The 23,184-nt window shown below is 62.6% G+C and carries 17 protein-coding genes; 9 read left to right on the top strand and 8 right to left on the bottom strand.

The features are described 5' to 3' along the window. The first annotated feature begins 18 nt into the window (after nt 1-18). Together KEC16_RS04825 and KEC16_RS04830 are read left to right on the top strand one after the other, a co-directional pair. On the top strand, nt 19-2,508 hold the full coding sequence (locus KEC16_RS04825; protein ID WP_211546540.1) for a circularly permuted type 2 ATP-grasp protein: 2,490 nt from the start codon (nt 19-21) through the stop codon (nt 2,506-2,508). Continuing rightward, nucleotides 2,505-3,383 carry a transglutaminase family protein gene (locus KEC16_RS04830; protein WP_211546541.1) on the top strand — a complete coding sequence of 293 codons (879 nt, stop codon included), beginning with the start codon at nt 2,505-2,507 and terminating at the stop codon, nt 3,381-3,383. The genes KEC16_RS04825 and KEC16_RS04830 overlap by 4 nt, the downstream gene beginning before the upstream one ends. An 81-nt stretch (nt 3,384-3,464) precedes the next feature. On the opposite strand, the gene KEC16_RS04835 is transcribed toward KEC16_RS04830, so the two are convergent. Beyond that, on the bottom strand, nt 3,465-6,500 hold the full coding sequence (locus KEC16_RS04835) for an HD domain-containing phosphohydrolase (RefSeq protein ID WP_249208782.1): 3,036 nt from the start codon (nt 6,498-6,500) through the stop codon (nt 3,465-3,467). A gap of 251 nt (nt 6,501-6,751) precedes the next feature. Between KEC16_RS04835 and KEC16_RS04840 the strand changes: the two genes are divergently transcribed. After that, a complete protein-coding gene (locus KEC16_RS04840) occupies nt 6,752-8,611 on the top strand; it encodes a diguanylate cyclase (RefSeq protein ID WP_211546542.1) in 1,860 nt (619 codons plus the stop codon). A gap of 56 nt (nt 8,612-8,667) precedes the next feature. On the opposite strand, the gene KEC16_RS04845 is transcribed toward KEC16_RS04840, so the two are convergent. Continuing rightward, nucleotides 8,668-9,900: a flagellin N-terminal helical domain-containing protein gene (locus KEC16_RS04845; protein WP_211546543.1), complete on the bottom strand. Its 1,233-nt coding sequence runs from the start codon at nt 9,898-9,900 to the stop codon at nt 8,668-8,670. A gap of 229 nt (nt 9,901-10,129) precedes the next feature. On the opposite strand from KEC16_RS04845, the gene arfB reads away from it, so the two are divergent. Both arfB and ybaK read left to right on the top strand, forming a co-directional pair. Next, a complete protein-coding gene (gene arfB / locus KEC16_RS04850; RefSeq protein WP_211546544.1) occupies nt 10,130-10,558 on the top strand; it encodes an alternative ribosome rescue aminoacyl-tRNA hydrolase ArfB in 429 nt (142 codons plus the stop codon). A gap of 62 nt (nt 10,559-10,620) precedes the next feature. Next, entirely contained in the window at nt 10,621-11,100 is a 480-nt protein-coding gene (gene ybaK / locus KEC16_RS04855) for a Cys-tRNA(Pro) deacylase (protein ID WP_211546545.1), read from the top strand. Nucleotides 11,101-11,291: 191 nt separating this feature from the next. On the opposite strand, the gene KEC16_RS04860 is transcribed toward ybaK, so the two are convergent. Beyond that, complete coding sequence (locus KEC16_RS04860; protein WP_211546546.1) at nt 11,292-12,035, bottom strand: SDR family oxidoreductase; 744 nt, start codon at nt 12,033-12,035, stop codon at nt 11,292-11,294. Between the two features lie 118 nt (nt 12,036-12,153). On the opposite strand from KEC16_RS04860, the gene KEC16_RS04865 reads away from it, so the two are divergent. After that, nucleotides 12,154-13,152, top strand: coding sequence for a LysR family transcriptional regulator (locus tag KEC16_RS04865; protein WP_211546547.1), 999 nt, complete (start codon nt 12,154-12,156; stop codon nt 13,150-13,152). Here the strand turns inward: KEC16_RS04865 and KEC16_RS04870 are convergent. Both KEC16_RS04870 and KEC16_RS04875 read right to left on the bottom strand, forming a co-directional pair. Then, nucleotides 13,062-14,570 carry a helicase HerA domain-containing protein gene (locus KEC16_RS04870; protein ID WP_211546548.1) on the bottom strand — a complete coding sequence of 503 codons (1,509 nt, stop codon included), beginning with the start codon at nt 14,568-14,570 and terminating at the stop codon, nt 13,062-13,064. The two genes, KEC16_RS04865 and KEC16_RS04870, sit on opposite strands and share 91 nt — an antisense overlap. A gap of 36 nt (nt 14,571-14,606) precedes the next feature. After that, nucleotides 14,607-15,794 carry a class I SAM-dependent methyltransferase gene (locus KEC16_RS04875; protein WP_211546549.1) on the bottom strand — a complete coding sequence of 396 codons (1,188 nt, stop codon included), beginning with the start codon at nt 15,792-15,794 and terminating at the stop codon, nt 14,607-14,609. A gap of 105 nt (nt 15,795-15,899) precedes the next feature. On the opposite strand from KEC16_RS04875, the gene KEC16_RS04880 reads away from it, so the two are divergent. From KEC16_RS04880 to KEC16_RS04890, 3 genes are all read left to right on the top strand, one after another. Next, complete coding sequence (locus KEC16_RS04880; protein ID WP_211546550.1) at nt 15,900-17,015, top strand: hypothetical protein; 1,116 nt, start codon at nt 15,900-15,902, stop codon at nt 17,013-17,015. Continuing rightward, nucleotides 16,988-17,704 carry an RluA family pseudouridine synthase gene (locus tag KEC16_RS04885; protein WP_346344026.1) on the top strand — a complete coding sequence of 239 codons (717 nt, stop codon included), beginning with the start codon at nt 16,988-16,990 and terminating at the stop codon, nt 17,702-17,704. The genes KEC16_RS04880 and KEC16_RS04885 overlap by 28 nt, the downstream gene beginning before the upstream one ends. 75 nt (nt 17,705-17,779) lie before the next feature. Further along, nucleotides 17,780-18,226 (top strand): helix-turn-helix domain-containing protein, encoded by a 447-nt coding sequence (locus tag KEC16_RS04890; protein ID WP_211546551.1) that lies wholly within the window; start codon nt 17,780-17,782, stop codon nt 18,224-18,226. An 85-nt stretch (nt 18,227-18,311) separates the two neighbouring features. On the opposite strand, the gene KEC16_RS04895 is transcribed toward KEC16_RS04890, so the two are convergent. Genes KEC16_RS04895 through KEC16_RS04905 form a run of 3 tightly spaced genes read right to left on the bottom strand, consistent with a single transcriptional unit; the run spans nt 18,312 to nt 22,943 of the window. Then, nucleotides 18,312-19,280 (bottom strand): dimethyl sulfoxide reductase anchor subunit family protein, encoded by a 969-nt coding sequence (locus KEC16_RS04895; RefSeq protein WP_211546552.1) that lies wholly within the window; start codon nt 19,278-19,280, stop codon nt 18,312-18,314. Nucleotides 19,281-19,298: 18 nt separating this feature from the next. Next, nucleotides 19,299-20,033, bottom strand: a complete 735-nt coding sequence (locus KEC16_RS04900) for a 4Fe-4S dicluster domain-containing protein (RefSeq protein WP_211546553.1) — start codon at nt 20,031-20,033, stop codon at nt 19,299-19,301. Nucleotides 20,034-20,048: 15 nt separating this feature from the next. Further along, nucleotides 20,049-22,943 (bottom strand): molybdopterin oxidoreductase family protein, encoded by a 2,895-nt coding sequence (locus KEC16_RS04905; protein WP_211546554.1) that lies wholly within the window; start codon nt 22,941-22,943, stop codon nt 20,049-20,051. Nucleotides 22,944-23,184: the final 241 nt, after the last annotated feature.

A 23,184-nucleotide genomic window follows, 5' to 3' on the forward strand; every position in this document is an offset into this window, starting at 1 on the left:
CCGCTTGAGGTCGAGCAAATGTACGCCCCTCCCGATGGCGTGCACGATGAGATGCTCGGCCCTGACGGGCAGGCACGTCCCCATTGGCGTGCCTTTCTCAATTCCTTTGCCGCATTGTCCCCCGATGATCTGGTGCAACGCTGGGAACTGGGCCAAAACCTGCTGCGCGACAATGGCGTCACCTATAACGTTCACGGCGACCCCGAAGGGTTGGAACGGCCGTGGACGCTGGACCCCATGCCGCTGCTGCTGCCGGCGGCGGAATGGGACTGGATCGCCCGCGCCGTCGCCCAGCGCGCCGGGTTGCTGAACGAAGTCATGGCCGATCTTTATGGCAAGCGGACGCTGATCGGCCTGGGGCTGGTGCCGCCGGCCTTGCTGCATGCCAATCCGGCGTTCCTGCGCCCCTGCCATGGCTGGATGCCGGCTGGCGGCCACCATCTGCACATGTACGCCGTCGATCTGGTGCGCGGCGCCGATGGCGCCTGGCGGGTGCTGGCCGACCGGACCGAAAGCCCGGCCGGGGCCGGTTACGCCCTGGAAAACCGCACCATCGTCAATCGCATCCTGCCCGAACAATTCCGCGCCACCCATATCGAGCGGCTGGCGCCCTTCTTCGAGGCGTTGCGGCGGTCGTTACAGGCGCTGTCGCCGCGCCGCACCGAAACCCCCCAGGTGGTGTTGCTGACCCCTGGCCCTTATAACGAAACCTATTTCGAACACGCCTTCCTGGCCCGCCACCTTGGTCTGACCCTGGTCCAGGGCGAGGATCTGACCGTGCGCGACAGCAACGTCTACATGAAGACGCTGACCGGATTGCAACAGGTCGATGTCATCTTGCGCCGAACCACCGGCGAATGGTGCGACCCCCTGGAACTGCGCGGCGATTCAACCTTGGGCGTCGCCGGTTTGCTGCAATCGGCCCGCGCCGGCAATGTCGCCGTGGTCAACGCCTTGGGCTCGGGCCTGCTGGACGGCGGCGCCATTCAAAGCTTCCTGCCCAGCATCGCCCGCCATCTGCTGGGCGAAAGCCTGATGATGACGTCGGTGCCCAGTTGGTGGTGCGGCAACGATAGCGACCGCGCCTTCGTCGCCGCCAATCTGCACCGGCTGGTCCTGCGTCCCGCCTTTCACAACCGCATCAGCCCGCGCCTCGGCGCCGCCCTGTCGGAAACCGAGCACCAAGCCGCCATCGCCGACATCATGGCCCGCCCCACCGATTGGGTGGCCCAACAAGTGGATTCCCTGTCCACCGTGCCGGTGTGGAGCGAGGGAAATTTCGAGCCGCGTTCCATGGTTCTGCGCGTCTTCGCCGTTTCCACCGAAAGCGGCTGGCAGGTCATGCCCGGCGGCTTGGCCCGGGTTTCCACCCAAGGCGATTTGCTGACCGCCCGCTTGCAAACCGGCGGCGGCGGCAGCAAGGATCTGTGGATCATCGCTGAACAATCATCGACCTCGGCCCTGTTGCCGCGCCGCCGTTCAACCCCGGTCAAACTGGTGCGCGGCAACCGCGACCTGCCGTCGCGCGTCGCCGACAACATGTTCTGGTTGGGCCGCTATGTGGAACGCTGCGAGGGCTCGACCCGGCTGTTGCGCGCCGCCCTTTCCCGCATCGAGGAAGCGCTGGACCAAAACGATCCGGCGCGGGCCATCTTCACCGCCCGCATCATGGCCCGGCTGGGTCTGCACATCCCGCCGCAAGCCTTGGAAAAGCCCGAAACCCTGCCCCGCGCCTTGATCGCCCACCATCTGGGCGGCGGCGAGGACGGCTTGAGCGAACAAGTCGATCAGCTGCTCCGGGTGGTCATCAACCTGCGCGACCGTTTGTCGGTGGACACCTGGCGCGCCCTGCAACGGCTGCGCGACGACGTTCGCCGCCTGCATCTGGACGGCCCCCGCAGCGACACCCCGTCACGCCTGAACGATCTGATCCTGACCATCGAAGCGGTCAACGGCCTGTCCATGGAAAACATGACGCGCGGGCCGCTGTGGCTGTTCATGGATTCAGGCCGCCGGGTGGAACGGGCCACCACCATCGTCGATACTCTGGGCGGCGCCCTGACCGATGCCGAGAGCGAAGACGCCGTGCCGATGGAATTGCTGCTGGACCTGTGGGACAGCGCCATGACCTATCGGTCGCGCTATCTGGCGGCGCCGCGTCTGGCTGCCGTGCTGGATCTGTTGCTGTGCGACGAAAGCAATCCGCGGTCGCTTGGCTTTCAATTGGCGGCGCTGTCCGAACATATGGACACCCTGGCCCAAATCGCCGGCAGCAACGGCTTCTTGCGGGCCGAGCAACGCCTGATGACGGTGCTGTGCGGCACCGCCCGAACCACCGACGCCCTGGTGTTGGCCCGTTACGACCGCGACGGCGGTTATCACGACGCCGAGCGCCTGTTGGAAAACTTCCGTTCGCGGCTGTGGGAATTGTCGGAAGTGCTGTCGCGGGAATATTTCAGCCATGCGCAATGGCGTCTGCCGGTGCGCCCGCCGGAGCTGCTGGCATGAGATACCGGGTCCGCCACCTGACCGTTTACGAATACGGCGAGCCGGTGTTGCTGTCGCACCACGCCGCCCATATGCGGCCGCGTCAGGTCTATAACCAGCGCTATGAAAAAGTCCGCCTGACCATTCGCCCCGCTCCGGCGGTGCTGCGTGACGGCCAATTGGATTACTTCGGCAACCCGACAACCTTTTTCACCGTCCAGGATTCCCATTCCAAACTGGAAATCGAAGCGGTGTTCGAGGTGGAAACCAGTCAGTCCTTCGGCCTGCAAAACCTGGACGGTCCAGCCTGGGAACAGGTGCGCGACGATCTGGCCAACAGCGCCGCGCCGCACCTGGAAGAGGCCATGGACTTTCTGTTCCCGTCGCCGCAAATCCCCGCCCTGGACGCCGCCGCCGCCTATGCCGCCGCCAGCTTTCCCCCCGGCCGACCGCTGGCCCAGGCGGTTCTCGACCTCAATGCGCGTATCTTCGCCGATTTCGCCTTTGACCCGGTGGCCACCAGTGTCGGCACCCCGCTCGCCACCGTGTTCGCGCAAAAGCGCGGCGTCTGCCAGGATTTCGCCCATATCGGCATCGCCTGCCTGCGGGCCATGGGCTTGGCCGCGCGCTATGTCAGCGGCTATATCCGCACCGTCGCCCCCCCCGGCAAGGAAAAGCTGGTCGGCGCCGACGCCTCGCACGCCTGGCTGTCCGTCTTCATCCCCGGCTGGGGGTGGCTTGACCTGGACCCCACCAACAACACCACCGCCGGCGAAGACCATGTGGTGGTTGCCTGGGGCCGCGATTACGACGATGTCAGCCCGATCAAAGGCGTGGTCCTGGGCGGCGGCGAACATGCCGTCCACGTCGCCGTGGACGTCACCGCCATCGGGTAACACCAAATCCCGCTGATGCCTCAGCGGGATTTGGTTCGGCCCTTAGGGGCCGACTCGGGTCATGTCACAGGGTGGCCGCGATTATTCCGCCGCCGTCTTCGTCAGGTATTGCTCCACCGCCACCTCGTCGATCTGTTCCGGCAGCAAGAAACGCTCGGCATATTCCTTATAGACCCCCGAGGTCAGGAACAAGTCGAACAGATCGCCGTCAATGTGCTTGTCCTTCTTGAAGAACGACAAGATCTTGATGGATTCCGACAATGTCTTGGCCTTTTTGTACGGCCGATCCGAGGCGGTCAGGGCTTCGAAGATATCGGCGATGGCCATGATCCGCGACGGCACCGACAATTGGCTGGCATCCAGTTTGCGCGGATAACCGGTGCCGATCATGGTTTCGTGATGGGTCCCGGCATATTCGGGCACACGCTGCATGTGCTTGGGGAAGGGCAGACGTTCCAGCATGGCGATGGTCTGCATGATGTGTTCGTTGATCTTGAAGCGCTCTTCCTCGGACAAGGTGCCGCGGCTGACCGACAGATTGTAGACTTCGCCGAAATTATAAAGGTTTTCCGGGATATTGACGGCGAAGTTGAACTCGGCATAGCGTTCCTTGCCGCCCGGACGCGGGATGACGTGCCAGGGCTTGTCGTCCAGCAGCTTTTCCGTCACCGGCAAATCCGGCTTGTCGGCGGGGAAACGCTTCAATTCCTCGTGCGACAAGCCCAGCCGGTCATCGAACGTGCGCACCCAGGTCTGTTCGGCAATCAGCTTTAAGCGCTCGACCTTTTCCGGGGCCATGAACTCGCCGCCGACATTGCATTCGGCGACAAAGGCAAAATCTTCCAGCAATTGGGCGCGGCGCGCCTCCATGCGTTCGCGCAAGACGGTTTCGTCCTCGTCGCCGCCGATCACGCCTTGCATATAAGAAATGACGGCGTCACGCAGCAGCAGCTCGAAGCGGGTGCGGACTTCGTGGATGCGGTTATAGATGGTTTCCAGCTTGGTCGCCTTGTCGACCACGTATTCCGGCGTCACCACTTTGCCGCAATCGTGCAGCCAGGCCCCGATCTTGAATTCGCGCCATTCCTCTTCGGACTTGAAGGCGAAATTCGCCAACGGGCCGGTCGCGACCTTGCCGGCTTCCTCGGCCAGCATCAGCGCCAGTTCGGGCACGCGTTCGCAATGGCCGCCGGTATAGGGGCTTTTGGCGTCGATGGCGCCGGCGATGATCTGGATCATCGAATCCATCAACTTTTCCTGGGCATCCAAAAGCTGGCGATTGTAAAGCGCGGTGGCGGCTTGCGCCGACAAGGCCTCGACAAAGCTTTGAATGGCCGGATCGAAGGGGATGATATCGTTGGTGCCGGGGACGCGGGCATTGATCAGCTGCAAGGCGCCGATGACGTCGCCGCCGCGCGGCTTCAATGGCACGGTCAGGAAGGATTGCGAGCGATAGCCGTTTCGTTCGTCGAACACCTTGGTGCCAGAGAAATCAAACTGGCTGGAATCATAGGCGTCGACGATGTTGATGGTCAGCTCTTCGTGGACGCAATGGCTGACCACATTGCGATGGTTGGCGTTGCCTTCGGCATCTTTCAGCAGCACCGCCGGAATATTGGGCAGCTCGCCCGAGACGCCGCCGACGGCCACGCCCAAGGTGTCGTTGCGCAAAATCTGGAAGCGCAGGGTATCGTCCTCGGTGCGCATATACAATGTGCCGCCATCGGCATTGGTCAGATCCTTGGCCCCCATCAGGATCATTTCCATCAGCTTGTTGGAATCGCGTTCCGACGACATGGCGATGCCCAAGCCCACCAGCTTTTCCAACTTCACCTGGGCGACTTCCAGCGCCAAGGCCTTTTGCGCCAGCGATTCCTTCATCGAGCCGAAGGCTTGGCCAAGAGAATAGAATTCCAAGATAAAGGAATCCTCGGGGCCGCGACCGGAGAAATCGAAATGGCGCACCCGCTCGGCTTCTTCCGCCAAGGCCCGCACGGTCGCCGCAATCCGCGAAGACACCAGCAAGGTCAAGGGCAGAATCACCAGCATGACCATGCCGGCCAGCAACAGCATCTGACCTTGCATATGACGGATATGGCCGGTGAAATCATCAAACGGCGCCAACACGGCAATGGTGATGGGCAAACCGTTATCCGCTCGCCAATCGGATAACCGCGCCAAAAGACGGCCGCCGCCTTCGACTTCGACCAACTGATTCTGATCGCGCTGACCATCGGCCAAAACCCGGCTCAACAACGTGGCCATGGGGGTATGCAGGTCGGACAATTGCGCCAATGGCGGCACGCTGTCGCCAAACATGGCCTTACCCACCGCCAACACCCGCGCCTTGTCGTCAAGCAAGGCAATGCCGCCGTTGGCGGACACCCTTTGGCCGCCGACAAAACCGTTCAAATCGGCCAAAGTGATATCGACGCCGAAAACCCCAGCCTGGCGCGGCAGCCGCCGCGATGCGGTGATGCCGGGCTGTTGCAGGGAATTGAACAGGTAAGGCGCGCTGAGGACGGCCTTGTCGCTGGCCTCTATCGCCGGTTTGTACCAGCCGCGCTGGCGCGGGTCATAGCCCGGCTGGGCGTCGCTGGCCGAGCCGATGACCGAACCGCCTTGGTCCAAAAAGGTCCAGCTCTGGATCCGTTCGTCCCCCTGACCGCTGATGGCGCGAATGATCATCCAGGTCTGTTCCGGCGCCTTGTGGGCGACGGTTATCCGGACATCCTGACGCGCGGCGATGACTTGCAGGAAATCACCGTTATCATAGCCGAAATACAGGGAATACAACGACGTATCATTGGCCAGACTATCGATCAGGAACGGGACGACCGGGTGGGTGACGCCATCGCCTTCCACCGCCGCCAACCCCGCCGGCAAACGCCCGCCCAAGGACGCCAGCGATAGCGTGTCGCCCATCTGACGATCAATCTGGCCTTGCACCCGCGCCGCGATTTCCGAGAACAAGGTCGAGGCCGATTCCTCGGCCGCCCGCGTGCTGGAATAATAGACGTTGGCGATGGCCGCGATGGTCACCGCGACGATCACGGCCAGGATGGCGCTGGTGATGCTGACATGAAAACGCAAGCGTAAGCGCTGTAACTTGACCATCGCCATCCCCATCCATCGGAGTTCCGCCCCTACATAGCAAAAACCCACACCCTAGACTACATTCATATTACCCTTTGGTATTACGCACAGCCGACCGTCTGTGCGCCGCGCGGGCAAAGGCACTAACTTTTGGTATTTCACAATTTTCAAATCGCCACCATTGCCCCCTTATGCCATGAGGATTATTCTTTCGCGCGTTTTGACCTGCTGCCAGAAAGGCAGTGGGGCTGTTTTTGGGGGACCTGGGGGTTATGAATCTCAATATCAAGATCAGCGTCTTGTTCGCTGCCATCGCCGCCGTGCTGATCGCGCTGCTGATGGTCATCAGCTTGTTCGCGTTTCGCAGCTTTTCCATCGCGTCGTCATCCGAGCATATCCGCACCGCCGCCGAGATCGTTCGCGTCCACCTGACCGAATCCATGATCAACGGCGTCATCGACAAACGGGAAAGCTTCTTGAAGCGGTTGATGGAAGTGCAAGGCTTGGCTTCGGCCCGCGTTGTCCGCTCGCCCGCCGTGGTCAAGCAATTCGGCTCGGGCCTGCACGAGGAAGCCCCCAGTGACGAATTGGAAAATCAGGTCCTGCGCGACGGCAAACCCCTTTACGACATCATTGAAACCGAGAGCGACACCCTGATCCGGGGCACCATTCCGTTCATCGCCAGCAATCGCGGCGAACCCAATTGCCTGCAATGCCATGAGGTGCAGGAAGGCATGGTGTTGGGCGCGGTGACCATGAAGGTATCCATCGGCAACCTGAAAACCCAGGCCATGCTGACGGTGGCGGCGCTGATCGGCATCGTCGCCTTGTTCATGGGCATCGCCTTCGTCTTGATCCGTCGCATGATCAACCCGGTATCGGCCACCGCCATCGACGTCGAAAACGCCGTTCAACGGGCCTTGCGCGGCGATTTCAAGGCCAAGGTCGAACAGGTCACCAAGGACGAGATCGGCCAGATCGCCACCGACATGAACCGTCTGCTCGCATTCCTGGACGAAGGCCTGACCCGCATCGGCGCCAATGTGGCGCGGCTGACCAGCCACACGCCATCGCCCGACGAAAACCAATTGTCGGCGACCATCGACATGGTCGAAGGCTTGACGCGCGCGGCCCATTTCAAGCAGGCCATCGAGGAAGACGAAACCAAGTCCGAAATCCACACCCGCCTCGCCCGCGCCCTGGAAGGCGAATTCGGCATCCGTGAATATTCCATCTACGAGATGCAGACCAACAAGAACCACATGACGCCGCTTTACGTCGACGGCATGCCGCAAGCGTCGTGCCGATGGTGCGATCCGCAGATTCTGGTCCGCTCCGAAGGCTGCCGGGCGCGACGGACCGGCCATCTGGTGGACGGCGTGCTTAATCCGGGCATTTGCTATTCCTTCAATCCACCGGAAGAAGCGCGCGAGCGCAAGCATATCTGCCTGCCGATCATCCAATCCGGCGCGGTCGGCAATGTCTTGCAATTGGTGGTCTCCGCCGAAGACGAAGCCCGCATGCAGGAACAGGTCCCCTATGTCAGCGTCTATCTGCGCGAGGCGGCGCCGGTGCTGGAAACCAAAAAGCTGATGGAGACCTTACGCGAATCGGCGTTGCGTGACCCGATGACCGGACTGAACAACCGCCGCTTCCTGGAAGAATACGTCGATACTCTGGTCGCCAACGTCCAGCGCCGTCAATCCCAGGTCGGCATCATGATGCTGGATCTCGATTTCTTCAAAATGGTCAACGATACCTATGGCCACGATGCCGGCGACGCCGTCATCAAGGCCATGGCCAAGGTGCTGCGTCAGGCGGTCCGGGCTTCGGACATGGTCATCCGCTATGGCGGCGAGGAATTCCTCATCGTGCTGTTGGATGCTTCGCCGGAACAGGCCGATCAGATCGCCGAGAAGATCCGCGCCACGGTCGAAGGCCTGGATATCCAGGCCGGCACCACCGTGCTGCGCAAGACCATCTCGATCGGCGTCGCCGATTTCCCCAGCGACAGCGACACCTTCTGGCAGGCTGTCAAATTCGCCGACGTCGCCCTGTATCAGGCCAAGGATACCGGCCGCAACAAGGTGGTCCGCTTCAACACCGCCATGTGGAAAGACAAGAGCTATTGACCGATGGCGGGGCTTTGGCTTTTGGCCAAAGCCCCGTTGCGGCCGCCCCAAAGCCGCTAAAATAAATTAAGAACCGCCTGGTCCGCCTGACCGGCGAGGGACAAGGCCTGAAGTCCCAATTGCGCCCTGGTCTGCAAGGCCACCATGTTGGCGCCTTCTTCGTCAAGATCGGCATTGATCATCTTCCCCGCCCCTTCGGTGGCGATCAGGGCCGCATTGCCGGCGAAACCGTCGCGCACCTGAAGCAGGGCGATGTTATTGCCCATCTCGGCCATGGTCGCGCGCACCGAGCGAAGCGCGCTGTCCAATGTCGCGATATGATGATCGATATTGCCGATGTAGTGGCTCTGACTTTCCCATGGGTAATCGTGCATGGAAACCGTCAGCGCCGGATAATTGGCGGAGGTGAAAGCGCCGTCAACCAAGCCAGAGCCGATATCATAGACTTCGTCGCCGGGGTTGCCGCCACTGCTCATATAGCCTTGAAGCGCCACCACCGCCCGGTATTGCTCGTCGGCGGTCAAGGAATTGAGCGGATCCTCGGCATCCAGGCTCATCATCCCATCGGCATCGGAAAGCAACACCCAGCTGCCCCCAGAGCTCAGCGCCTTGTTCGCGCCGATGCCGCTAAGGATCGTCTCGGTGGCCACCGCCGGCCCCGCACCGGAATTAGTCATGGCAATCATACCGGCCGCCCAATTGTCGAATTTCGCCCGCACCGCCGCATCGCTGGCGTAATTGGCGGTAGAGACATCGACGGTGGCCGGCTCCAGCCCCAAAGTGTCAGCGGTGATGCTGATCCCGCGAATGTCTAAAGTGGCCATGGGCTCGGCCCCGGCCGGGCTGAGCTGAACCGACACATCCGACGCCGGATTGCCGATCAGATTCATGCCGTTGAAATGGCAATCATTGGCGATGGCGTCCAACTGCTTCCGCAGTTCCGTGTATTGCTGATACATCTGGTGACGGATATCCTGGCGCGATTCCGTCTTGGCCGCCAAGGCCAGCCCCTTCATCTGAATGATGACGTCTTCGACACTGGACAATCCATCCATCGCCGCCTTGATCGAGCCGATGCCGTTGGCGATCCCGTCCTTGGTTTGCATAAATCCCTTGGCTCGATCCCCCAAGGCGCGCCCCTGAAAAAAGGCGACAGCGTCGTCAACCACCGAAGAGACCTTCAAGCCGGTTGACAAGCGCCCTTGCGTGCGTCCCACCAGTTTCTCGGTGGCTTGAATCGACGTCAGGTTCTGCCGGGCACCAGCAGTAAGGGTCACTTCGATCGCCATGGTATTCTTCCATAAGCCGATAGCGCTATGCACAACCATTTTTCCGACTATTTTTCCAAGGCGGCAATCTTAATAAGAGTTGCCGATACCATAGGCATAAGCGCGAGACAGCGGAGACCGCCGCTATTGGCTGCAAACATTGGTCGCGACAGCCGGTCGTCCCGCCCTTATGATTTTCCCGTCGCCCGGTCCTTCCGGCGGCAAGCATGATTTTGGACAGTGATCGCGCATGATTCCCATCACCCGCCGCCTCGCCATCGACGAACGCGAAATCGAGGAAAGCTTTTGCCGCGCCAGTGGACCGGGCGGGCAGAACGTCAACAAGGTGGAAACCGCCGTTGAGCTGCGCTTTGACCTGCGAGGCTCTGTCAACCTGCCCGATGACGTCAAGGCGCGGGCGGAAAAGCTGGCCGGACGGCGCCTGACCTTGGACGGCGTCTTGATCGTCACCGCCCAGGAACACCGCAGCCAGGAGCGCAACCGCGCCGAGGCCTTGGCCAAATTGGTGGATCTGCTGCGCGAGGCGGCCAAGCCGCCGCCGCCCAAGCGCCGGCCGACCAAGCCGACCAAGGGCAGTCAACAACGCCGCATGGACAGCAAGACCAAACGCGGCAGCATCAAGGCCTTGCGCGGCGGCAAACCGGGGGCCGACGGCTAGGCCCGCCCTCGCCTCCCCGCATTCTCTTTCCCCTTGTCCGTCGCTTTGGCTATCATCCACTCATGGCGAAGAAAACTCCGGCCACCATGGCCATGGAAAAATCCGGCAAGCCCTTTGCCCTGCTGGAATACGAATACGACCCCAACGCCCCATCCATCGGCTTGCAGGCGGCCGAGGCCATGGGCCTGCCGCCGGCGCAAGTGTTCAAGACCCTGATGGTCCAAGCCGGCGATGAAGCTTTGGTGGCCATCGTGCCGTCTGACCGTGAACTGAACCTCAAGGCCTTGGCGGCGGCGGCGGGCAAGAAAGCGGCGGCGATGATGAAAGGCCCCGATGCCGAACGCGTCACCGGCTACAAGATCGGCGGCATCAGTCCCTTGGGACAGAAAAAGCGCCTGCGCGCCTTCCTTGACGATAGCGCCTTGTCCTTTGCCTTCATCGTCGTCAACGGCGGCCAGCGAGGCTTGCAGATCAAGGCAGAAGCCGCCGACCTGATGGCGGCAAGCGGGGCGATCGCCGCCAAGATCGCCACCGCCCTCTAATCATGCCGAGGCGGCAAGGCTCAGACCACATCCCGGTGATCGCAACCGATCCCCTGCCCCCTCAAGCGGCGGGCGGGTTTCTCCGAAACCCTTGCCTCCCGCGGCATAAGCCGCGCGGCCCCTTGGGCCTAACCAAATCCCGCTGAGTTCCACTCAGCGGGATTTGGTATCAGACGCCGACCGGGATCAGATCAGACCAACCCGCCATTGGCCCGCAACACCTGACCATTGATCCAGCCGCCATCGGCGCCGGCGAGAAAGGCCACGGCGGCGGCGATGTCTTCGGGGGTGGCCAGACGCTCCAACGGCGCCATCTTGGCCAAACGCTCGATCAGTTCCGGCGATTTGCCGTCCAAGAACAAATCCGTCGCGGTCGGGCCGGGGGCTATGGCATTGACGGTGATGCCGCGTCCGCGCATTTCCTTGGCCATGATCGCCGTCATCGCCTCGACCGCCGCCTTGGTGGCGGCATAAATGCCGTAATTTTCCAGCCGCAGCCCCAGCACGCTGGTGGAGAAATTGATGATGCGGCCACCGTCGCGCAAATGATTGGCGGCTTCGCGCAAGGTGTTGAAGGTGCCGCGCATATTGACCGCGATTTGACGGTCGAAGGCGTCATCGCTGCAGGCGCCGATAGCCGCCAGGGCCATGATCCCGGCATTGTTGACCAAAACGTCAACGCCGCCAAAGGCAGCCTCGGCCGCCGAGAACATGTGGCGCACCGCCTGCGCGTCGGCGACATCGGCCTGAATGGCCAGCGCTTGGCCGCCCGAGTCCTTGATCTTATCCGTCAATACCCGTGCCTTGGCTTCGCTGCCGGCATAATTGACGATGATTGCGAAACCGTCGCGGGCCAACCGCTCAGCCACTGCCGCGCCGATCCCCCGCGCAGCCCCGGTCACCAGGGCGACCTTGCCCGCTTGTTCATGCATCATCGTTCTCCGTCTCTGCCATGCCGACGACATTGTCGGGATCAGAAACAGATAAACCTATGTTCAGGCCGGATAATCACCCATTATGCGCCTTCACTGTTCGCTATTTTCGGATAATGCCATGGACCGCTTGGATGCCATGCGGATTTTTACCCGTGTCGTCGAACAACGCAGCTTCACCGCGGCGGCGCAAAGTCTGGGGCTGCCGCGCTCGACGGTGACCGATGCGATCAAGCGATTAGAGGCGCGGCTGGGGGTGCGATTGCTGCATCGAACCACCCGCCAAGTCAGCCCGACCTTAGAGGGCGAGACCTATCATCGCCGCTGCCTGACCATCCTGGCGGATATCGAGGAGGCCGAAGAGGCCTTCGCCGGGGCCAAGCCTCGGGGCGGCCTGAGAGTGGATGTGCACGGCAGTTTGGCCCGTCACTTCCTGATCCCGGCTCTGCCCGCCTTCCTGGCCGAATATCCGGACATCGCCCTGTTCATGGGCGAAGGCGACCGTTTGGTCGATCTGATCCGCGAAGGCGTCGATTGCGTACTGCGTTCGGGCAATATCGCCGACAGCGATATGGTTTCGCGAACTCTGATCCAGCTGCCCCAAGTCACCTGCGCGGCGCCAAGCTATCTCGCCGTTCGGGGAACGCCACAAAGCCCCACCCAGTTGGATGGCCACCACATGGTCGGCTTTCATTCTTCCGCCAGCGGCGCCGTATTGCCGCTGGAATTCAGACGTGGCGACACCGTCCAGACCCTGCGCCTACCGGCGCCGATGACGGTCAACGGGGCGGAAAGTCTGGTGGAATGCGCCCGCCACGGGCTCGGCATCATTCAGGTTCCGCGTTATCGGCTGGAAGCGGATTTCCACCGCGGCAGCTTGGTGCCGATCCTCACCGCCACCCCGCCGCCGCCCTTGTCGGTTTCAGTGCTCTACCCGAAAAACCGGCAATTGGCCCCCCGCGTCCGCGTTTTCATCGACTGGCTGGGCCAATGCTTCACCGACACGACGCTTTCGTCCGCGAGCGCCGCTCATGCCACCTCGTCCACGTCTTCGGAATCGGGATTGCCGGGCTGCGTTTGCCAGCCCAGCGCCGGCACGGCAATGGTGCGGTTGCCATAGGCGTCGATGTCGGAAACGATCAGCCCCTGGCCTTCCATATGTTCCAGCAATCCCAGCGCCCGCCGGGGCGAGCGCGAGCCCCGCGCCCGAGCGATCTGGGCGTTGGACGGACACGCCGCCTGATCATGGGCGGCGCGGGCCAGCAGCAGGAATACCGGCTGAATATCTTCGGACAGGGCGGCGGCCACGGTCAGGGCTTGATCCCATTCCGGCGTGTCGGCGGTTTCAGCATCGACGCCGGCGCGGACCGAGGCCATCTTGCGGCGGAAAGCGCTCATGTCCAGGCTGCGGCCGTGAATGCCGTGCTGACGGCAGCGCACCAGGAAATCCTGATAGACCTGGGCGGGTGAACGATAGACCGCTTCCGGGTCGGCCAGCACCTCGCGCAAGACGTCGTCAATGCTGGCCTTGGGGCCTTCGGCCGGACGCGGCGGCGCGGCGGCGACCTCGCGGGCCAAAGTCTCCCCCGGCGGCGGCGGCGGCGGCCGGGTGGCGGCCAGTTGCGCCAGCAATTGCGCCGTATCCATGGGCGCCGGGCGGCTGGCCGGGCGCAGCACTTCGTTCTCGCCCGCCTTGAAGATCAGATCATGGGCATCCTCGGGCGGTTTTTCCGGCAACGGCAGCAGGCGGGCGTTGCCGGTGCGGCCGTCCGTGGCGACGTCGCCAATGCGGATGGACAGCGGCCGCCGCGACAAAGCCGGCCCCAAGGCGATGAACTGGCCGCGATTGAGGTCGCGGAACATCTCGGCCTGACGGCGTTCCATCCCCAACAGATCAGCGGCGCGGCTCATGTCGATATCAAGGAAGGTGCGGCCCATCAGGAAATTGCTGGCCTCGGCCGCCACGTTCTTGGCCAGCTTGGCCAGACGCTGGGTGGCGATGATGCCGGCCAGCCCGCGCTTGCGGCCACGGCACATCAGATTGGTCATCGCCCCCAGCGACGCCTTGCGCGCTTCGTCCGACACCTCGCCGGCAGCGGCGGGGGCGAACAACTGGGCTTCGTCCACCACCACCAACATGGGGAACCAATAATCGCGATCGACGTCGAACAGCCCGCCCAAAAAGGCGGCGGCATGGCGCATCTGCCGTTCGGTTTCCAGGTTTTCCAGGTTCAGCACCACCGACACCCGGTGCATGCGCACACGGGCGGCAATTTGTTGCAGCGCCGCCTCGGTATGGGCGGCGGCGTCAACCACCACATGGCCGAATTGTTCGGCCAAGGTGACGAAATCGCCTTCGGGGTCGATCAGGGCTTGCTGCACCCATTGCGCGCTTTGCTCCACCAGTCGGCGCAGCAGATGCGACTTTCCCGAGCCGGAATTGCCTTGAACCAGCAGGCGGGTGGCCAGCAATTCCTCGAGATCGAGCGTCGCGGCGATGCCCGCCTGCGTCGTTCCCATCTCGATGGCTACGGTCATATTTGTCTCTCCTTGATCAAGGCCCGACTCTGACCATCAGACGCTCAGAGTCAAGACTCGCATGACCACCTGTTTCGAAAACGGCGCTACAGCCAAAATTTCCACTTTGGCGTCAAAGGCTTGGACGAATTCACAGAAAGCCTTGAACTCGTCCTCGGCCCAGGTCCGGTTGCCGATCAGTTCATCGAAGACGATGATGCTGCCGGCGACCAGGCGCGGCGCCAGGGCGAACAACACTTGGCGGGCCGAGGCATAGATGTCGCTGTCGATATTGACCAGCCGCACGGGGCCGGGATGGGTGGCCAGGAACGGCGCCAAAGTATCGTCGAACCAGCCGGGATGCAGGCTGGCATTGGCGGCCACCACCGGCATTTGCGCCCCGGTCGTCAATATTCCGGCCGGCTCCGCCCCCCAGGCTTGCGGCAATCCCTCGAATGAATCGAAACCGTGGACGTCTTGACCGGCCGTCGCCGCCAGACGGTTGAGCGAGGTCCCGCGCCGAACCCCGAATTCCAGCACCAGACCGGTGATTTCCGCCTGGCCAAGGGCGAAATCCAAGGCAGAGCCACTCAGCCCGAACAGGCGCGGTGGTCCCGGCAAGAACGGCGCCAGCGCCCGTACCCCGTCAACCAGGGACCGACGGGCTGGAAACGGCGCCACCTGATCGGCCTCCAGCGCCGCCACATCCGCCCCGCTCAGCAGGCCATAGGCGACGGGAAAGGCCCAATAGCGGCCGTTCGCCCCCCGGCAGGCGGTCGCCCGCGCCAAGCGCCGCAAGGCCGGTTCCAGGCCGTGCAATTCCAGCGCGGCGGCGTGGCTGGCGAACCACGACACCGCATGATCGGGATCGGTCGCCAAGACGGCGTCGAAACAGTGCAAAGCGGCATCGGCTTGCCCCAGGGCCAGATGGGCCATGCCCCGCTCATAGCCGATCTGCCGGGTCGTGCCGCCCGCCTGGGCCAGGGCGATGGCGTCGTCATAACGGGCGTCGCGGCGATAGGCGCTGACCAGGGCATCGCGCAAGGCCGGAAAATCCGGGGCGAGTTTCGCCACCGCTTCAAAGGCGGCGACGGCGGCAAAAGCATTGTTGGCCTTCAAGGCCCCGGCGCCGCGCCGGAACGCAGCCAGGGCCGGATCATCCCCGGCCAAGCTCGCCAACAGCCGCAAGGCAGCATCGAAACGCCCGTTTTCCGCCAAATGGGCGGCTTTATCCAATGAATCCATGGCGCGGTTGTGCCGCAGCCACGGCGCAAACGCAAGGTTAAGGGTTGCAAAGGCCCGGCAACCGGCCAAAATGGCCGCCAAATAAAAGTGCACATCGAGACCGGAATGCGGCGCGCCCTGCCATTGCTGATGTTGACCTTGCTGCTGCCCGCTTGCGGCAGCGTGAATTCCTATGTGCAATCCACCGCGGCCAAACTGGAACAGGCGACCAACCCGGACAAGCCCCGCCCCGGCCTGGAACCGCTGTACCAACCGACCGCATTGCCGTCGCAGGCCGATTCTATCGCCCAGCCCGAACCAGCCAGCCTCGAAGATCTGCCCTTTCCCCCGCGCCTGATCGGCCAGGATGAAGCCGAGGCGCTGCTGAGCGGCGACCCTGCCGCCTTGCGCTTTCTCGCCATTCGCCGACTGGCCGAAGCCGGCCTGATCCCCGCCGCCGATGCTGGGGAACGTGCCGGGACCAACATGGGGGCGCTGCTGCCGGTGACCACCGCCCAGCCCCCCGCCGCCGGCCTGTTTACCCCGGCCCCGGCCCCGGCCGTGTTGGAAAACGCCATCCGTCGTTTATGGGACCAGCCCGGCACCCAGGCGCAGCGCGACTTTCTGGTCGATAACGTATTGCCCAAAACCCCATCCCGCCGTGAACCGGTGACCATTCCCGACAAACAATCGGCTCGCCGCGCCCTGGATCGCTTGGATCGCTTGCAGGATTCGGGGTTGATCACGCGGGGGCAAAAAGAGGCCGAAGCCGGCGCGGTACAGGCATTGCTGGACGGCAACGCCCTGCCGGAAGCCCTGGTCGCCGCCCCCCCGCCCGAGCCGGTCAAGCCGGTGGCGCCGAAGAAGCCAAGAAGCAGCGGCAGCGGCAGCGGCCGGCCGATGGAGCGCCTGCAAGGCGGCGTTTCCGGCGAATTAAAGATCATTCCATCCCCCAGCGAAATCAACGCGCCGGCTTTGCCCGCCGGTTTCGCCGGTCAGGCCGGCATCCATCTGTTGTCCATGGGCAGCGCCAGCCATGGCGAGCAGGCGTGGAAGGCCTTGACCACCGAACACCCCGATCTGGCCGCCCTGACCTATAAGGTGGTGCGCGCCGATCTGGGCGAATTGGGCGTCACGCACCGGCTGATCGCCGGACCGTTGAGCGCCGCCAAGGCCGCCGAGCTGTGTGCCGCACTCAAACCCAAGGGCCAGACGTGCCAACCGACGCCGTTCCCGCCATGACCCCAGAAGAATTACTGGCTCGCGTCCTCTATCGCGATGCCATGGTCCTGATCCTCGACAAGCCGGCCGGATTGGCTGTTCATGCCGGCGCCCGCGACGGCAGCCATCACCTGATGGACCTGCTGGAGCCGTTGCGCTTTGGCCTGCCGCGCAACCCGGAACTGGCCCATCGGCTGGACCGCGACACCTCGGGCTGTCTGGTCTTGGGCCGACACCGCAAGGCCTTGGCCCGCCTGGGCGAAATCTTTGCCGAGGGCAGCGCCGAAAAGACCTATTGGGCGGTCGTGGTCGGCAAGCCACCGACGGAAACCGGCCTGATCGACAAGCGCCTGAAAAAACTGGAACGCCGCCACGGTTGGCGCATGGTCGTCGATGACAAGGGGCAAGAGGCGCAAACCGAATATCGGGTGCTGGGCAGCAACGGCCGCCTGAGCTGGATCGAAGCCAAACCCAAAACCGGCCGCACCCACCAGATCCGAGTCCATCTGGCCGCCATCGGCTGTCCGATCGTTGGCGATTCGACCTATGGCCGCGGCACCGCCGATCTGGTGTCGCCGCACCTGCACCTGCATGCCCGTTCGATCCGCCTGCCCTTCAATCCGAAGAAGCCGGCCATCATCGCCACCGCCCCGGTCCCGCCACACATGGTCGAAACCTTGCGGCAATGCGGTTGGACGTCCCCAGAGTAGGTGGGATGGAGGTGTTGCACACAATTACCAGCACGGGTATTGTATGCAATCCCATCCATTCAATGACGATATATCATGACCGCCGAAACAAACAGCAAGCGAATTTACCGCGCACGAACGGAGACCGGAGACCCCGATCCCGTTGACACCCATGTGGGGGCTCGGCTGCGATTGCGCCGAACTCTGATGGGGTTAAGCCAGACCGAACTGGCTAAATCGGTGGGTCTGACCTTTCAGCAGGTGCAGAAATACGAAAGTGGCGCCAACCGCATCAGCGCCAGCCGGCTGTACCATATCGCCGAGGCGCTGGACGTCCCGGTCAGTTTTTTCTTCGACGACATGCCCCGCCATGGCGCCATCGGCCTGCACGAGGAACCGACGCCTTTTGCCGCCCCGGAAAGCGGCCGCGAGGGGCTGGAGATGATGCGCAACTATCACCGCATCAGCGACGAGGCCATCCGCCGCAGCGTCTATGACCTGACCAAATCCCTGGCGACCAAACTCAACGCCGAAGAAGGCTGAGCCGCCAGGATGCCGGCGCCATGAAACGACGAAAGGCCCGGTGTTTCCACCGGGCCTTTCGCTTCAATACCCAAGCGCCTTCCGCTCACGCCTTGCGCTGATAATACAGATTCTGCACATGGTTGCCGTGGGCGAAGAACACCCAGCGTTCGGCTAAAAGACCGACATACTGAATGGCGAAGGCCAGCCACAGCAAGGCGGTGGCCCCCATCAGCACCAAGGCCGCCGGAGCGATAAAACCGGCGGCGATGAAAAACACCACCAGCATCCTGACCGTATCGGCCGACGCCCCGTGAAAGAATTCGGTGGTGTTGAACGACTTGCCGCCAAACCCCTGGCTGACTTGGCGGATATTTTGGTGCGGCGCGCCGATGGCCCCTTTCAGGGTTGAAACCGGACGGATGCGGGCGTTGCGCCACAGGCTATAGGCCCGGCCGAACAAGGCGGCAATGATCAAAACCAGCGCCGTGCCGCTGAACAATCCGGTCACCACCGCGCCGCTGCTGGCGGCGAAGGCGGCGGCCAGGATGAAGCCCGAGGCCAACCCCATCAGCGTGTAATTGATCACCGTCCACACACTGGCCCATTCACGGATGAACTTGACGCAGGCATAGATCATGCCGGTGCACAAAAACAAAGCGAAGCAAGCCAATACGGTGACGAACCCCACCGCCATGGTCAGATCCAGACTTTTGCCATTGGCGAAATGCATCAAGGCCATATCCCAGCCCAGCCAGTGCAAGCCGCCATAAAGCACAGCCATCCCCATCACCGCCGGAAGGGCGATGACTTCGCGCGACAGCCACGAGGTCCGCCATTGCGTGGCGGCACGCCAAGCCCGTTGCGGATTGGCCAGATGGAAAAACGAGGCCAACAGCCCCAAGGCCAGCAACACCAGGGCCAGCGCCGAACCGACAGCGTAAAAGCCGCCGGATTCGGTGATGCCGCCGCTGCCGACCACCAAAAACAACTGGCCGGCGACCAGGGCGACCAGCAAACCCTGGCCGGCGCCGATCAAGGTGGTGAGAAAGAGAACGGAAAAAGCAGGACGCATGATGTTATCTCCCTTCCCTTACCACTGAGACGCGTCGTCGATGGTCGGGCCACCGAATTTGGGCGGTTCGGCCTCTCGCGACAGTGGATTGTCGGCACGCGCCAACTGGTCTTCATGCACATTGGCGTTGATCTTGCGCCGCGGCAGATAGTGGTTGGCGGGATTGGTGCCGGCTTCCGGCAACAACTGATAACCGCCATTGTCGCGGATCGCCTTGGACACCTCGGAATCCGGGTCCTTGACGTCGCCGAACAAGCGGGCGCTGGACGGGCACGCCAGCACGCAAGCCGGCTTGCGGCGGTCGGCCGGCAAGGTTTCGTCATAGATGCGATCGACGCACAAGGTGCATTTCTTCATCACCCCGCTGATCTCGTCGAATTCGCGGGCGCCATAGGGGCAATTCCACGAACAATATTTGCAGCCGATGCATTTGTCGTAATCGACCAGAACGATGCCGTCGCTTTCGCGCTTGTACGACGCCCCCGTCGGACAAACCGGCACGCAGGGCGGGTCTTCGCAGTGAAGGCAGGATTTGGGGAAATGCACCGTCTCGGTGTTGGGAAAGGTGCCGCATTCGAACGTCTGCACCCGGTTAAAAAAGACGCCGTTCGGGTCCTTGCCATAGGGATCTTGGTCGGGCATCGGCCCGGCCCAGCCCGAGGTATTCCATTCCTTGCAGCTGGTCACGCAGGCGTGACAGCCGACGCAGACGTTCAAGTCGATGACCAGGGCCAGTTGCTTTTCATTCGCCATGTTCATGCCCCCCGATCAACGCTTTTTGCCGGCAAAGAACGAACGCATCCGCGCGCCAAAGCCGGTTTGCCCCGGCAATTGCCCCAAAGTGGGAAATTGCGGGAAGCTTTCCTCGGGGTCATCGGCGCCAGCCGGGGTAATGCGCACCCGCACGTCATACCAAGCCGCCTGACCGGTCACCGGATCGGAGTTCGAGACATGGCGGCCGCCGACCATATTGGGCAATTCCTCGGAAATCAGGTGATTGAGCAAGAAACCATGCTTGGATTCATTGGCGTTGCCGTCCAACCCCCAAGCGCCCGAAGCCTTGCCGATGGCATTCCAGGTCCACACCGTGCCCGGCTCCACCGCCTCGGTGAAACGGGCCATGCAGCGAACCTTGCCCCAGGGACTTTCCACCCACACCCAGCCGCCATCGGCGAAACCGTTGGCGGTGCCGACGCTGGGATGGACCATGATGTAATTCTCGGTGTGGATCTGCCGCAACCAGGCGTTTTGCGAATCCCACGAATGATACATGGCCATGGGCCGCTGGGTCAGCGCCGACAGCGGATAGCGACCGGTATCGGTCTTGGACCATTCCAGCGGCGCGTAATGGAACGGCAGCGGGTCGAAGAATTGTTCGACTCGGGGGCGCAACTCGTCCGGGGGCTGCTTGCCCTTCCACTTGCCCTGCGCCGCCAAGCGGAATTTCTGCAACACCTCGGAATAGATATGGATGTTGATGGGGTCGTGATAGCGCACCAGCCGGTTGGATTGAGCCCAACTCAGGTAGCCCTTGTTCCAGTTGCGCATGTACTGGAAGCTTTTGGGCAGGTGATAGTGGAAATGGTTGTTGTTGCGGGCATACATGTCCCACTGATTGGGATTGGGTTCGCCGACCAAGGACTTTTCGCCCGATTTGCCGCGCCACCCCGACAAGAAGCCAATGCCCGATCCCGGTTCCGTTTCGAAATTGGTGATCAAATCGGGATAGTCGCGGTACTTCCGCCCGCCATCCTTGGTCATGAAAGCCGGCAATTTAAGGCGGGTGGCCAAATCGATCAGCACGTCTTGGAACGGCCGCGACTGGCCCAAAGGCGGCATGATCGGCACCCGCACCGAATCCACCGGACCTTCGAATTCGGAAATCGGCCGGTCCAGCATGGACATGACATCATGGCGTTCCAGATAGGTGGTATCGGGCAGCACCAGATCGGCGAAGGCCACGGTTTCCGACTGGAAGGCATCGGCGACGACGATGAACGGGATCTTGTATTCGCCATTGGCATCCTTGTCGGTCAGCATCTTGCGGACTTCCGAGGTGTTCATGGTCGAGTTCCAGGCCATGTTGGCCATGAACAAGAACAACGTGTCGATGGGATAAGGGTCGCCGCGCCAGGCATTGGTGATGACGTTATGCATCAACCCGTGCACCGATAGCGGATATTCCCAGGAAAACGCCTTATCCAGACGCATGGGCGCGCCGTCGCCATCCACCGACAGATCGTCGGGATCGGCCGGCCAGCCCAGCGGCATGCCGTCGAGCGGCGTCGACGGCTTGACCGCATGCGGCCCCTTGGGCGGCTTGGGACAAGGCGGGATCGGCCGCGGGAACGGGGCCCGATGGCGGAAACCGCCAGGACGGTCGATGGTCCCCAGCAGACTCATCAAGATGGCCAGGGCGCGGATGGTATGAAAGCCGTTGGAATGCGCCGCCAAGCCACGCATGGAATGGAAAGCCACCGGATTTCCGGTCACCGTCTGATGCTCGTTGCCCCACGAATCGGTCCAGGCGATGGGCAATTCGATCTTTTGGTCGCGGGCGGTGATGCCCATTTCATGGGCCAGCCGACGGATTGTCGCGGCGGGAATGCCGGTAATGCCCTCGGCCCATTCCGGCGTGTAATCCTTGACCCGATCCTTCAACAACTGAAAGGCCGGCTTGACCGGGGTGCCGTCGGGCATGGCGAATTCGCCCATCAGCCGTCCTTCGCTCCCCTTGGTCCGCGACAGCACCGGCTGGTCGGTCGCCTTGTCCCACCAAAAGCGATCGGGTGTCTCGAAGGTATCGGGGCGCACCGCCACCGACGGGTCCCGCACGAACAGGCCGAAATCGTCGCGGCTGGGATCTTGGATCACCAATTCGGCCGAATTCGAGTATTGCATCAGAAAATCGCGGTCGAACAGGCCGGTTTCGATCAGTTCACGGATCAGCGCCAGCAGCAAGGCGCCATCGGTGCCGGTGCGGATCGGCACCCATTCATCGGCGATGGCGGCATAGCCGGTGCGCACCGGATTGATGGCGATGAACCGACCGCCGGCCCGCTTGAACTTGGCCAGCTCGATCTTCATGGGATTGGAATGGTGATCCTCGGCGGTGCCGATCATCACGAACAGCTTGGCCCGCTCAAGGTCGGGACCGCCGAATTCCCAAAATGAACCGCCGATGGTGTAGATCATGCCGGCGGCCATGTTGACCGAGCAGAACCCGCCATGGGCGGCGTAATTGGGGGTGCCGAATTGCTTGGCGAACATGCCGGTCAGCGCTTGCATCTGGTCGCGGCCGGTAAACAAAGCCAGCTTTTTCGGATCGGTCTTGCGAATATGGTCCAGACGGTCGCCCAGCATGGACAACGCCTCGTCCCACTCGATCGGCTCGAACTGGTTGGCGCCGCGCTCGGCGCCTTCTTTGCGCTTAAGCGGCTTGGTCAGCCGGGCGGGGGAATATTGTTTCATGATCCCCGAAGCGCCCTTGGCGCAGATGACCCCCTTGTTCAGGGGATGCTCGGGGTTGCCTTCGATATAACGCACCTCGCCGTCGCGAAGATGGACGCGGATGCCGCAGCGGCAAGCGCACATATAGCAGGTGGTGGTCTTGACCTCGGCCCGGCCAAGCTGGGAATCGCAAGAAGTAACGGGGTCTCGCATGAACTGGCTCCCGTGTGCGGCAATTCCGAAACAGGGTCATGCCCCGCTTCGGAATTGCCGCACAATTCGTTTGGTGCGTGACCTGCTTATCGCGAAAATTCAAAGGATCAATTTTCGCGATAAGCAGGTCACCGGGGGCGGTCGCGATTGAGCCAGTCAGGCAGGCAAACGGACCCAGCCCCCTCGCCGTCAGCGAAGGACCATGCTCTCCTGTCCGTGTTCCCTGTCCACTGGCCTTTGC

This window comes from Magnetospirillum sulfuroxidans, assembly GCF_018224925.1.
Lineage (GTDB): Bacteria > Pseudomonadota > Alphaproteobacteria > Rhodospirillales > Magnetospirillaceae > Magnetospirillum > Magnetospirillum sulfuroxidans.